Below are 12,417 nucleotides of genomic sequence, written 5' to 3' on the forward strand. Positions count from 1 at the left end.
ATTTACCCGTTAGGATACTAACCTGCACTCCTCATCATCACCCTTCTCGACATAATTTTTTCAATCAGCACGATAAGGCGCTTCCGGTAATCTTCTCCCAACCATTTGACATAATTTCTGGTAACCGTACCAAGGCACTTTGCATATTGTTTAATCCGCCAGGTGATCTCTTTATCCAGCTCCCCTGCGAGTTCCAGCGCCATACTCACTGTATCTGCATTATCGGCACACATCAACGCATGCTGCCGTATTGAGTCTCTAAGCACTACCTTTGTTTTCTGCCCTTTTTCAGTTGCGGCATTGTATGCGGCAAGCACATCGAAGGAAATCCCCGCACTATTGGGGAACCGGGTTCTCATTTCTGCCGGCATCTGGTGAATCTCACCAACAGATTGATTCAGGCTCTGATGATAAATTTCAGGGTTTTCAAAAACATGCTTCCAGTCAACAGGCTCATCCCATTCGCCGAATCTTTCTCCGTTATTCCCCAAATCGATGATATTGAATGTTTTTTTGCCACTCAGCCTTCTTGCGCCCCTGCCAATCATCTGGTGATATAGGGTGAGCGAAGTTGTAGCCCGGTTAAGGATAACGGATTGTACGGAAGGCTCATCGAAACCAGTAGTCAGGATAGATACTGATGTTAATATCGCACCCTTGGTTTTCTTGAACCATTTTAATATTTCCACGCGTTCGCAGCCGCCCGTTTTATTGTCGAGGTGCCTGATGGGAAGCCCTAAGCCGGCAAACATTTCAAGCACCTTACGTGAAGTAAATATCCCATTATTAAAAATCAAAGTTTTTTTTCCGGATGAGTGTTCCCTGTAGGCATGCAGCAGCAGTTCAAGCATGACAGGAGAAGAATAAAGTTCATCTGAACTGCTTACCGTAAAGTCGCCGTGGATCCCCCTCATCAAGGTATTGAGTTCCACCTGATAACTAAACGTTTTAGGTTTGGCTAAAAAACCTTGTTCAATCAGCGCGCTGATGGATTCACCCACCACGAGCTCCTGGTAGAACTGGTTCATCGGCAGGTTTACATCTGCTGAAAAAGGTGTGGCAGTAACTCCGATTACAGCGGCATTGGGAAATTTACCGAGCAGTTTGTGAAAGGAGTTATGATGGGCTTCATCTACAATTACCAGCCCCACATCCAGCGTATCGATAAGACCTTCGTTGATCCGGTTTTTCAAGGTTTCGACCATTGCAACATAACATGGAAAAAGGTCTTTTCTGGAAAAGCGTTTAACCCCACTGTCCACCACCTTATTATTCACACCCGTGGCTTTAAGCGCCAGAGAAGTCTGCTTACAGAGTTCACGTCTATGGGTAAGTACAATAACCTTCTTACCATAGTTTCTGATATACCGGTCAGCAAGCTCAGAAAATATAACCGTTTTCCCACCCCCGGTAGCCAACTGGTAAAGCAAACGGGCATTTTTTCCGCCTGAAGCAAGTTTTTCAAAAAGAACTCCGATGTCGTTTTCCTGATAATGATATAATCTTTTGCTGCCTTTGGGCGATAATGGTTGGGATAAGATTTGCATAATGTTATAACCGTTCCAAAACCCGGAAGGTTTTGCAAGGGCAAGATTGTCTTATTTTTTTTATTAGTGCTGACGACAGCTTGTTTACTCCCCTGCAGGCTTAAAATATCCACGGTCAGAAAAACTAACCAAGGCCTGGAGTGTTGCATAAATGAAATTAAGGTAAATTAGAATATGGCAGCGCAGGAAAAGGACAATATGATCAGGGTACGTGGAGCGAGGGAACATAATTTAAAAGATATCAGTTTAGACATCCCCAGGGATCAGCTGGTCGTATTTACAGGCGTTTCAGGCTCGGGAAAATCTTCTCTGGCCTTCGGGACACTTTATGCTGAGGCTCAGCGCAGGTACCTGGAATCAGTATCCCCTTATGCCCGCCGGCTTTTTAACCAAATGAGTGTACCTAAGGTTGATTCGATTGATGGTCTGCCGCCGGCGGTCGCACTTCAACAGCAGCGCGGCGGCGCAAGTACCCGGTCATCTGTAGGGAGCGTCACTACCCTTTCCAATCTTTTACGTATGCTGTATTCGCGGGCGGGCGATTATCCGAAAGGTCAGGGCATTATTTACGCAGAAGGTTTTTCTGCAAACACACCACAGGGTGCGTGTCCGGAATGCCACGGACTGGGAAGCGTCTTCGAGGTAAATGAAAAAACAATGGTTCCCGACGATAGTCTTACCATACGCCAACGCGCAGTTGCCTCCTGGCCGCTAGCCTGGCAGGGCCAGAACCAGCGTGACATCCTGGTATCAATGGGTTTTGATGTGGATATCCCCTGGAGGGATCTTCCCAAAAAAGACCGTGAATGGATACTTTTCACGACAGAAACGCCGACAGTCCCTGTTTACCCCGGTCTTTCTCCGGAAGAAACAGCAAAAGCAATCAAAAACAAAAGAACACCCGATTATATGGGAACTTTTATCGGCGCGAAGCCTTACGTTCTTAAGACCTTTTCATCCAGCCAGTCCGAACTGATGAAAAAAAGGGTCAGCCAATACATGATCAGTGCCCCCTGCCCTCTTTGTAAGGGCAAAAGGCTCAGGAAAGAATCGCTCTCGGTCAACTTCGATGGAAAAGATATCACCACCCTGTCCAGACTACCTTTATCAACACTTTCTCCAATATTTAAAAAACATGCGGTCCCTGGAAAATCCCCGCAGTCTGAAAAACAGATTGTCAGCCAACGGATCTGCGCAGATATCCTCTCACGCATCGAAGTGATGTTAGAACTAGGCTTGGGTTACCTCAGCCTGGAACGGACCACGCCAAGCTTATCGCCGGGTGAACTTCAACGGCTAAGGCTCGCTACCCAGGTTCATTCCAATCTTTTTGGGGTAATCTATGTGCTTGATGAACCATCAGCGGGGCTACATCCTGCGGATACTGCGGCGCTGCTGGGCATTCTGGATAAATTAAAGGATGCAGGGAACAGCATTTTTGTGGTAGAACACGAAATTGAGATCATTAAACAGGCCGATTGGATTGTTGATGTTGGCCCTGGTGCGGGAGAAAACGGCGGGCACATTCTCTATAGCGGCCTTCCAGCGGGATTAAAAGACGATAAAAGCTCGGTTACTGCTTCATTTTTATTTGGAAATAAATCGCATCACATCCAACCATCCAGAACACCCACTGGTCAGCTGAGCATATCGGAAGCTACCCTTCATAACCTTAACCAGGTGAATATAGATTTCCCCGTCGGGGTAATGACCTGCGTCACAGGGATATCCGGATCGGGAAAAAGCAGCCTGGTCAGCCGAATACTAGCAGGACTTATTGCGGAGGGATTGGGACAACAGGTAGAAGCGCAAAAGGAAACTTTCCCCGAAGGACCGGAAGTGGACCCGGCCGTTCCACTAAAAGGCAGGATATCGGGCGGGCTATCGCAGATCACCCGTCTTGTTGTAGTCGACCAGCGGCCCATAGGGAGAACGCCCAGATCCAACCTTGCGACATATACCGGGCTTTTCGACCTGGTAAGAAAGCGTTTTGCTGAAACTCCGCTCGCCAGGAAACGGAAATACGATGCAGGGCGGTTTTCCTTCAATGTAGCAAAAGGAAGATGTTCCAACTGCACGGGTGAAGGGTTTGTAATGGTCGAACTGCTGTTTTTGCCCAGCGTATATACCCCATGCCCTGTCTGCAATGGTTCCCGATACAACCCTGCAACACTTGAGGTCACTTATAAAGAAAAAAACATTTCCCAGATACTGGATATGACGGTGGAAGAAGCCTGTGATTTTTTTGATGAGGACCCGCCAATTTACCGTGCACTGGATATTGTAAGAGAAGTTGGGCTTGGCTATTTAAGACTTGGGCAGGCCGCAACCGAACTCTCCGGAGGCGAGGCACAGCGCATCAAGCTGGCGACCGAACTTCAGAAAAGTCAGAAAGGATCCTCACTTTACATCCTGGATGAGCCAACGACCGGCCTACACCCTTCTGATGTAGAACGATTACAACTGCAACTCAATAGACTCGTTGATGCTGGAAATACCGTTGTTGTGGTTGAACATGATATGCAGGTGATTTCACAAAGCGACTGGATTATCGATATCGGTCCTGGAGCGGGTGATCAGGGAGGCAAGATCGTCTACAGTGGCCGAACCGATGGTCTGCTAAGGTGCAGGGAAAGCAGAACTGCGCCTTTTTTAGCGGCATATCTGGGAAAAGACTAGAACTGGTTTAATAGGATAAGATTTCTGAAAGCCCTATCATTAGCACCTGCTGAATTGAAAAGAAAGGCATAGTCCCTTAATAATCAGTCTGGATTCATCCCATAATCCGGCTACCTCACTCCGGAAAACTTTGATCGCCATGCAAAAAATCAATAGTTAAAACTGAAAAATTTGCAGTTGCAACTGAAAAAAAATCTGAAAATATGAAATTTTTTCAGCAGTCCAGCGCAGATAATATGAAAATATGCCTGCCAGCGCAATTGGCATACCAGTTGATAGTTGACTTACAGAACCTCATTGAGGTTTTAGAGAAAATTAATTGATTAATAGTCCATTTATTATTAAACCATTAAAAGGAAAAACTATGACGTTAGTTAAATTTAATCCAGAAAAGAAAAACAGTGCATTATTGCCAGGCTTTAATGACATTTTTGAATCCGTATTAGGCGATACTTATTTTTCAGATCGCCGAATCAGTAGCCTTCCGGCCGTTAACATTTCAGAGTCGAGTGAAGAATACCAGATTGAGCTTGCTGCCCCCGGTCTGAAAAAAGAAGACTTTAAGGTTTCGGTGGAGGGTGAAACGCTTACGGTCTCTACCGAGCAGCGGAGTGAGAACAGTGTAGCTGAAAAGAATTATAACAGGCGTGAATTCAGCTATTCTTCTTTTACCAGGGTATTCACACTTCCTGAAAGCGCCGATGTAGATCGCATTTTGGCAAGCTACTGTGATGGCGTACTAAAGCTGACCCTTCCGAAGAAGGAAGAAGCAAAGGCAGTTTCCAGACAGATAGCAATCAGCTAAACAATTTCAAAATGCCGCACTCTGCGGCATTTTTAGTTCATCTTCAAAATAACTTACTACGGAAACTAAAGAGCATCACAAATGGATTCACTATTGGAAATAAAAATAGCACTTCATTTTAAGGGCACTGAAATTACATATGGTAAATTTGCTTTGGGAACGGAACGGCAAACAGCACTCGATACATTTAATCTTCTCAAAGGAAGAATGGAACATTCAGCCACGTGCATGATTCAAATGGTACTTACGCATGAAGTTGCCGGACTTCCCATACCTTTGGCTACGATATTCTGCAACCTAAAAGAACTCAAGGAAAATGTTGCAATCATTTCAAAAGAAATCTTTCGGATTTCAAAACTCGAGGAAAGTGGAATGTCTGCGTTTGAGTAAGAATATTATTAGCAGGACCCTCATAAGAAGGCATTACAGTTTGAGATATTAAGGAGAGAAAATCACAGTAGCAATATATTCATGCGATATTAAGTAATCATGAAAAGAAAAATTTTTATTGTTGAAGACGATCTGGCATTATTGGAAACCTTGCAGGAACTTTTCAAGCAACAAGGCTATATATGCGATGGCAGCACCGACCCGACAAAAGCAATACACCTCATCGAGCAGAATCCTCCCGATCTGATAATTCTGGATTACATGTTACCTGAATGGAATGGTGGAGAGCTTTGTAACGCGATCCGTGCCATCGATGGATTTGAATATATTCCCATCATCATCATTTCGGCTTACACGAAAATATTGTTTTCCCTATCTGATTATGGCTGCGATGCGGTTATGGAGAAACCATTCTCGATCCAGCAAATCATAAGCCTTGTGAAAAATCTGTTAAGAGAAAAACGCAGTGATAGTGGCCTGCTTCCCAAGGTAAAAACTGTGATTAAAAATGTGTTTCAAATTGCAAAAGGCTAAATCAGGAGGTAATATTTAAATCCTTTATTTTAGCTAATAGCGTCACAAATTCAAATAAAAAACTTTGCGGAAAATGATTGTGCCGAAAGTTTATCTCATCCAGGAAGCGGTAAATTTCTTTGTACTTAAATAAAGGTCCCCGATTGCCAGGCAATCCGGGATCTTTATTTGCTTCACATCTAATACGGATAAATCCAGAGCTTAACCTCTACTTTTAGAATAAGAAATCTAGGTATTTCCACCAGCGTTTCCTGCAAGGTCTCCACCAACATCTTCTTCATCATCAGTTTCGCCTGTTAAACCACGCTGCACATCATTGTCGTCCACTTCTTTTTCTTTGTTCGGACTCTGTTGTGACTGCCCATTGTTCTTTTCAGTTTCCTGGTTCTCTGCTTTCTTATTTTCTTCCATGATATTTTTATGATAAGAACATGTCTGGCTGAAAAATGGTTTTGAGTATAAGCTGTAATTTCAAAAGATGATCGCCTAAGTCCCGCACCAGGATATTTCAAAAAATCAAAACTATTGGAAAAGAAGCAGGGTTCTAATTTTACCTAGAAAACATTTTTATGGAAAATCAGATTATTAGCAGAAGAAAAGCTGTACAGGGCCTCGGCCTTGGCATTGCAGCGTTATCACTAGCCCCTTCAATGGTTAGCTCGGCGAGTACAAAAGGGGAAAGTTTTATCCCGGGACCTCTGGAAGATCCTACCACTAAATATCCCAGGCCGCCCTTTATTCATCAGAACCAACCCTGGCCCGCCCTAGCAAGTAAAATGGATCCCCGACCTGACCATGGTGAAACCAGTTACAAAGGTTCAGGCAGGCTGGCAGGGCGCAAAGCATTGATAACTGGGGGTGATTCAGGCATGGGACGTGCTGCTGCCATTGCTTATGCACGTGAAGGCGCAGATGTAGCGATCAATTATCTACCACAGGAAGAACCCGATGCAAAAGAGGTAGTCGAACTCATTAAAAAGGCGGGTAGAAAAGCCATTGCGATACCGGGCGATTTACGTGATGAAAACTTTTGTAAAAAACTGGTAGATACTGCGGCCAAAGAATTGGGTGGTCTTGATATCTTGATTAGCAACGCGGCACGTCAGCAAAGTACCCCTTCTATCGCCGATATCACTACCGAACAATTTGACTGGACGATCAAAACAAATATTTATGCGCCATTTTGGATCATAAAGGCTGCATTGCCCTACTTGAAACCGGGCTCTGCGATAATCGGGACAACTTCGGTACAAGCCACAGATCCTTCCGCCGACCTTTACGATTACGCACAGACAAAAGCAGCAACAACAAACTTTATAAAATCACTGGCTAAGCAATTAGGTCCAAAAGGTATCAGGGTAAATGGCGTAGCACCGGGCCCAATCTGGACACCTCTGCAGATGGGAGGAGGCTCCACTCCCGAAACGTTAAAGGAATTTGGAAAAGAAACCCCTCTAGGCAGACCAGGGCAGCCAGCTGAACTGGCCTCGATATATGTCCAACTTGCCGCTAACGATGCCAGTTATTCTACAGGGCAAATATATGGTGCAGCAGGAGGAAGTGGACAACCTTAATGCAACAATACTTAATTTATTGTATTTTTATCCGCTAGAATTAATACCAAAATGTAATCGGTTGCAACACCGTTCTTTAGAAATCAGACTACATATTATTTCAAATTTACTAATTTAAAGAAGCTGGAAGGGGTGAAGATATGATCGTTTGTATGTGATACCCTCCACCGATTAGATACATCTGGAGACTGCCAAAAAGAAAAGAGAAAAAAACTACCCGAGAAAACAGGCTGACTTAAAAAAGGCAACTGGCAGAGAAAACCTGCCAGTTTACACCGCTATAAATATCAACTGTTAAAAGCTGGCCCGTTTGCTCGGGCCTTTTTTTTATCGTTATTTTTCCCTTATAGTACCTACTTCAATTTTCCGAAATACGACAGATTATTCCTGAGTGAATACTAGTGGCAGAGCATTTTCGAGTTAGCCTTTCATTTTATCAATAAAAAATAAAAAACGCAAAAATCGCATCGCCAGTCAGGTTACTATTACCTCTGGACCATTTACAGCCTCCTCTAACCCTTGCTTCTGTTAAAAGATCATGCTATTCTAAACAATTTGTTAGCGTATGCAGATTTTGAATATCGATATGGAATATTTCTTTATATTTTCCAAACTTTTTTGTCAAGGTTTTTATCAGTATAATCTGCGGCTTATCCTGACATAAATACGATAAGTAGTAAATCCGGTACTTCCTGCAAAACTATCGGTATTCCCGTATGTTTTAAAGAAAAAACTATTATCATTCTCATAACTCCTAAGCACTAACCATGATACGCGCGATGTTGCAGCAGTTGGGCAAAATACTCATTGAAAAAAAACTCACTATCGCTTTTGCCGAAAGCGCTACGGCTGGACGGCTGTGCTCAGAATTTTCACTGATCGAAAATGCCGGTTCATTTCTTAAAGGGGGCATTGTGTGTTACGATGCCTGTATTAAAGAAGAACTTTTAAAGGTAAAACCTTCATTGATAAAAAAATATACACCCGAGTCGATGGAGGTTACTAAAGCAATAGCCGAGGGTCTCCGGAAATTGATACCTGCCGACCTGCACATCGGCATAACAGGTCTAACCTGTCCCGGTGGCAGTGAGACTGCTGATAAACCCGTCGGTACAATGTTCATTTATGCCGCTTATGATCAGGGAATGCTTTTTTCCAGGCAGATGCACTTCACAGGGGAAAGAGAAGACATTGTATATTCAACAGTTGTAAAATGTGCGGAATTGCTTAATCAACACCTAGCACATCTTTAACCATAAACCATTTAATGGGTCATAAAATGAAGGCAAAAGGAAAATCGTGGCTATATCGAAATGGTCTTTCGATATTTTTTATCAGTATTTTTTTGATCACATTGATCGCACAGGCCCTTAGTGGGTGGAAAGAGCATAACAGTGAACTCGAAGACTTTGGTTCTTCGGAGCTGTCATTCCAAACCTATCTTTGCTCGGGACATTTTATTTCTGCTACTTTTGAAAACTTCGAAAGCGAGTTTTTGCAGATGGCCTTGTATGTTATGTTAACCATTTCACTCCGTCAGATCGGTTCTGCGGAATCAAAAAACCTGGATAAAAAAGAAGAAGTTGATAGGGAACCAGTAGCATCTAGAGATGCTCCATGGCCGGTAAAAAAAGGTGGCTGGATCCTTAGGGTCTATTCACATTCACTTTCTATTGTTTTTGGCTTTTTGTTCTTTATAAGCTGGGGCCTGCATCTTTACGGGAGCTGGCAGGAGCATAATATAGAGCAGGTATTAAAGGGGAAACCGACCGATAGCCTTCCTGCATATCTTGGCCAGGCAAATTTCTGGTTTGAAACCTTTCAGAACTGGCAAAGCGAATTTCTGTCTGTTGCATCTATCGTAATTCTGACCATCTTCCTTCGCCAAAAAGGCTCGCCCGAGTCTAAACCTGTCGATGCCCCGGACCTAGAAACAGGAAAGTAAAAATTTCAGGCAATGCTGGCGAACATAAAATATTCAAAACCAACGGTGCAAGAATACGGTTTTAGCTATAACACAACCTATAAAAAGAAAACATATGGCAACTACAAAAACAGCCGCAAAAGCAACAGGTAAAGCGGCATCAAAAAAAGAAAAGATTGAAGACACAGAGTTCCATGAATTCTTTGTTGACGAATTAAAGGACATCTACTGGGCGGAGAAACATCTCGCAAAAGCCCTGCCCAAACTACAAAAAGCATCTACAAGTCCGGAACTCGCGTCCGCATTTGAGAAACACACTGCTGAAACCGAACAGCATATCACTACACTCGAGCGTGTATTTGACATGTTGGAAGAAAAAGCTACAGCTAAAAAATGTGATGCAATGGCGGGTTTACTGGAAGAGGCTGATAGTATTATCTCCGATACCGATAAAGGTACGATGATCCGGGATGCTGGCCTGATCCTGGCCGCCCAAAAAGTCGAGCATTACGAAATCGCCACATATGGGACCTTAAGGGTATTTGCACAGAATATGGGCCGCGATGACATAGCAGATCTTTTAACACAGACCCTAGAAAATGAAAAAGCGACAGATGTTGCACTAACAGAAATAGCAGTTGGCGCTGTTAACGCTGAAGCAGTGTCGGAATAAGAAAATTTATTACAACGTTACTAAAGGTCCTTTTTGGGCCTTTTTTATTACAAAAATAGTTTAACCCGGCCTAAAACAAACCAATCATTCGTTTTCATAGTTTATAGCTATAAAGAATATCATGCTATGAAAAACCTAAATTTATTTGAAAGAATCTCAGATAAGATCACCTGCGCTGCCGGAAGCCCGGGAGCTTTTGCTACTGCATTTCTCATCATTATAATCTGGGGGATTTGCGGACCTGTTTTTCACTATTCAGATACCTGGCAACTGGTAATCAACACCGGAACGACCATTATTACATTTCTAATGGTATTTCTCATCCAAAAAACGCAAAATAAAGATTCGAAAGCCATACAATTAAAGCTGAATGAACTTTTAGCCGCCAGCAGGCGTGCAAGTAACCGTATGGTGGATATTGAAGATCTTTCAGAGGCTGAACTGGATGTACTGCGAAAATATTATCAAAGACTTTCCGATGTGGCAGAAGAGGAGGATGATATCCATAAATCGCACTCTATTGATTCTGCCGAAAAATTATCAAGACAAAAGTCGCAACAGCCGGGAGTACAATCCAGGAAAAAATGACCAGCGGGCCTACAATTTCATAGAGTCTACTTAAAACTTTGACATTTTATTCTGGTTATATTATAAAAAGATACACCGATGAAAAATAATCATATTAGGGAACGGGACGGCGCTAACATTAGTCTGTGGCAAAGTGCAGCTTCAAAAACGGAGATAAATGGATCAGGGGAAAGGTATATCTATGATGTGCTGATCATTGGCGGGGGGATTACTGGGGTATCTACAGCATTGAAGCTTCAGAAAAAAGGAAAAAAATGTCTGCTGATAGAATCCCATAAACTCGCATTTGGAACCACAGGCGGGACGAGCGCGCACCTCAATACTTTTCTTGATGCCACATATCCTGAAATTGATAGTGATTTTGGGAAAGAGGCCTCTAACCTTCTTGGACAGGCGGCAAAGGAAATGATAGAGCAGGTCAGAAAAAATATCGAAGAATTCGAAATAGATGCTGATTTTGAATATAAGGATGGTTATCTTTTTTCCCAGAATGAAAAGGAGAGCCAGCAACTCGGATCCATCCTTTCCTCCTCTATTGAAGCAGGGATAGATGTCTCAGAAGTTTCCGCAAATGGCGTTTCTTTACCATTTGAACGTGTACTCAAATTTCGTCGACAGGCGCAGTTTCACCCTGTAAATTATATACTTGGCCTTTCCAAGGAGTTTCTCCGACTTGGTGGAGATATTATTGAAGATATTTTTATTGAAAGCACAGAATTCAAGGATGATGTACATATCGCCAAGTCGTCCAGTGGGACCTATAGGGCTAAAAGCCTCATTTGGGCAACCCATATCCCTCCGGGAATCAATATTCTATCTCTCCGTAATGCTCCATATAGAAGTTATGTCCTTGCAGTGAAGTTGAAAAATGATGATTATCCCGATTGCCTGGCCTATGATATGCAAGAACCCTATCACTACTTCCGTAGCCATATTATTGATAGTGAAAGGTATTTACTGATCGGGGGTGCAGACCATAAAACCGGACATGATGACCCCGAAAAAGCATTTTCAGACCTGGAAAACTACACGCGAGAGAACTTCCAACTTGAGGAAATTCGCTATCGCTGGTCTTCTCAATATTACGTCCCGGTAGATGGCCTTCCCTATATAGGAAAATTTCCCGGCGGAGACGAGCGCAGCTACGTTGCTACAGGATTTAACGGAAACGGAATGATTTTCGGCTCCCTTTCTGCTCAGATCCTGACAGAGCTGATCGAGGGAAATGAAACGGAACTTTCCAAACTACTCAGCCCTTCAAGGATCAAACCGGTTTCTGGCTTTATGGATTTTTTAAAAGAGAATGCCGATGTGGCTTACCATCTTATTGCTGACCGCTTCAAAACAGAAATCATTACTTCAGTAAGTGAACTTAAGAATGATGAGGGAAAAATTGTGGAGTTTGAAGGCGAAAAACTTGCTTTATACAAAGATGAAGAAGGAAAAGCTATCGCAGTAAGCCCGGTTTGTACCCATGCGGGTTGTATTGTAAACTGGAACGCCACGGAAAAAAGCTGGGATTGCCCATGCCACGGGGGAAGGTTTGATGTTCAGGGAAAAGTAATTACCGGGCCTCCGAGAAAAAGTCTTGATCAGATTACCCTACCCTCTTGAATATCATCTTCAAAAGAGGCTTAACTTTAATCACGAACCAGCGAAAAGAGCAGGGTATTTTATCATCTAATCGAGCTATTAATGATCGG

The 12,417-nt window shown here is 43.2% G+C and carries 12 protein-coding genes; 10 read left to right on the top strand and 2 right to left on the bottom strand.

All coding sequences use genetic code 11. The annotated features are described in order from the left end of the window. Positions 1–17 precede the first annotated feature (17 nt). The gene (locus tag DRW42_RS00705; RefSeq protein ID WP_113946910.1) at positions 18–1,547 is read right to left on the bottom strand and encodes a DEAD/DEAH box helicase; all 1,530 of its coding nucleotides are present in this window, start codon (positions 1,545–1,547) and stop codon (positions 18–20) included. A 174-nt stretch (positions 1,548–1,721) separates the two neighbouring features. On the opposite strand from DRW42_RS00705, the gene DRW42_RS00710 reads away from it, so the two are divergent. From DRW42_RS00710 to DRW42_RS00725, 4 genes are all read left to right on the top strand, one after another. Continuing rightward, complete coding sequence (locus DRW42_RS00710) at positions 1,722–4,226, top strand: excinuclease ABC subunit UvrA (protein ID WP_113946911.1); 2,505 nt, start codon at positions 1,722–1,724, stop codon at positions 4,224–4,226. Between the two features lie 364 nt (positions 4,227–4,590). Next, the gene (locus DRW42_RS00715) at positions 4,591–5,031 is read left to right on the top strand and encodes an Hsp20/alpha crystallin family protein (protein ID WP_113946912.1); all 441 of its coding nucleotides are present in this window, start codon (positions 4,591–4,593) and stop codon (positions 5,029–5,031) included. A gap of 81 nt (positions 5,032–5,112) precedes the next feature. Continuing rightward, positions 5,113–5,421 carry a hypothetical protein gene (locus DRW42_RS00720; RefSeq protein ID WP_113946913.1) on the top strand — a complete coding sequence of 103 codons (309 nt, stop codon included), beginning with the start codon at positions 5,113–5,115 and terminating at the stop codon, positions 5,419–5,421. Between the two features lie 99 nt (positions 5,422–5,520). Then, positions 5,521–5,955: a response regulator gene (locus DRW42_RS00725; protein WP_113946914.1), complete on the top strand. Its 435-nt coding sequence runs from the start codon at positions 5,521–5,523 to the stop codon at positions 5,953–5,955. A 228-nt stretch (positions 5,956–6,183) separates the two neighbouring features. Here the strand turns inward: DRW42_RS00725 and DRW42_RS00730 are convergent, their stop codons facing one another. Next, on the bottom strand, positions 6,184–6,366 hold the full coding sequence (locus DRW42_RS00730; RefSeq protein WP_113946915.1) for a hypothetical protein: 183 nt from the start codon (positions 6,364–6,366) through the stop codon (positions 6,184–6,186). A 158-nt stretch (positions 6,367–6,524) separates the two neighbouring features. Between DRW42_RS00730 and DRW42_RS00735 the strand changes: the two genes are divergently transcribed. The 6 genes from DRW42_RS00735 to DRW42_RS00760 all read left to right on the top strand — a co-directional run bounded on the left by DRW42_RS00735 (position 6,525) and on the right by DRW42_RS00760 (position 12,328). After that, the gene (locus tag DRW42_RS00735) at positions 6,525–7,529 is read left to right on the top strand and encodes an SDR family oxidoreductase (RefSeq protein WP_113946916.1); all 1,005 of its coding nucleotides are present in this window, start codon (positions 6,525–6,527) and stop codon (positions 7,527–7,529) included. Positions 7,530–8,296: 767 nt separating this feature from the next. Then, positions 8,297–8,782, top strand: a complete 486-nt coding sequence (locus DRW42_RS00740) for a CinA family protein (RefSeq protein ID WP_113946917.1) — start codon at positions 8,297–8,299, stop codon at positions 8,780–8,782. Positions 8,783–8,808: 26 nt separating this feature from the next. Further along, positions 8,809–9,474 carry a DUF6766 family protein gene (locus tag DRW42_RS00745; RefSeq protein ID WP_113947173.1) on the top strand — a complete coding sequence of 222 codons (666 nt, stop codon included), beginning with the start codon at positions 8,809–8,811 and terminating at the stop codon, positions 9,472–9,474. Between the two features lie 94 nt (positions 9,475–9,568). Continuing rightward, positions 9,569–10,126, top strand: a complete 558-nt coding sequence (locus DRW42_RS00750) for a ferritin-like domain-containing protein (RefSeq protein ID WP_113946918.1) — start codon at positions 9,569–9,571, stop codon at positions 10,124–10,126. 126 nt (positions 10,127–10,252) lie between these two features. Further along, complete coding sequence (locus tag DRW42_RS00755; protein ID WP_113947174.1) at positions 10,253–10,714, top strand: low affinity iron permease family protein; 462 nt, start codon at positions 10,253–10,255, stop codon at positions 10,712–10,714. Positions 10,715–10,792: 78 nt separating this feature from the next. Next, positions 10,793–12,328 carry an FAD-dependent oxidoreductase gene (locus tag DRW42_RS00760; protein WP_113946919.1) on the top strand — a complete coding sequence of 512 codons (1,536 nt, stop codon included), beginning with the start codon at positions 10,793–10,795 and terminating at the stop codon, positions 12,326–12,328. Positions 12,329–12,417: the final 89 nt, after the last annotated feature.

The organism is Pedobacter miscanthi (assembly GCF_003315595.1).
GTDB classification, from domain to species: Bacteria; Bacteroidota; Bacteroidia; order Sphingobacteriales; family Sphingobacteriaceae; genus Pedobacter; species Pedobacter miscanthi.

What these genes read in the sequence shown, in the direction of transcription:
- DRW42_RS00705 (WP_113946910.1), bottom strand. Translation starts at nt 1,547, where the DNA reads ATGCAAATCTTATCCCAACCATTATCGCCCAAAGGCAGCAAAAGATTA.
- DRW42_RS00710 (WP_113946911.1), top strand. Translation starts at nt 1,722, where the DNA reads ATGGCAGCGCAGGAAAAGGACAATATGATCAGGGTACGTGGAGCGAGG.
- DRW42_RS00715 (WP_113946912.1), top strand. Translation starts at nt 4,591, where the DNA reads ATGACGTTAGTTAAATTTAATCCAGAAAAGAAAAACAGTGCATTATTG.
- DRW42_RS00720 (WP_113946913.1), top strand. Translation starts at nt 5,113, where the DNA reads ATGGATTCACTATTGGAAATAAAAATAGCACTTCATTTTAAGGGCACT.
- DRW42_RS00725 (WP_113946914.1), top strand. Translation starts at nt 5,521, where the DNA reads ATGAAAAGAAAAATTTTTATTGTTGAAGACGATCTGGCATTATTGGAA.
- DRW42_RS00730 (WP_113946915.1), bottom strand. Translation starts at nt 6,366, where the DNA reads ATGGAAGAAAATAAGAAAGCAGAGAACCAGGAAACTGAAAAGAACAAT.
- DRW42_RS00735 (WP_113946916.1), top strand. Translation starts at nt 6,525, where the DNA reads ATGGAAAATCAGATTATTAGCAGAAGAAAAGCTGTACAGGGCCTCGGC.
- DRW42_RS00740 (WP_113946917.1), top strand. Translation starts at nt 8,297, where the DNA reads ATGATACGCGCGATGTTGCAGCAGTTGGGCAAAATACTCATTGAAAAA.
- DRW42_RS00745 (WP_113947173.1), top strand. Translation starts at nt 8,809, where the DNA reads ATGAAGGCAAAAGGAAAATCGTGGCTATATCGAAATGGTCTTTCGATA.
- DRW42_RS00750 (WP_113946918.1), top strand. Translation starts at nt 9,569, where the DNA reads ATGGCAACTACAAAAACAGCCGCAAAAGCAACAGGTAAAGCGGCATCA.
- DRW42_RS00755 (WP_113947174.1), top strand. Translation starts at nt 10,253, where the DNA reads ATGAAAAACCTAAATTTATTTGAAAGAATCTCAGATAAGATCACCTGC.
- DRW42_RS00760 (WP_113946919.1), top strand. Translation starts at nt 10,793, where the DNA reads ATGAAAAATAATCATATTAGGGAACGGGACGGCGCTAACATTAGTCTG.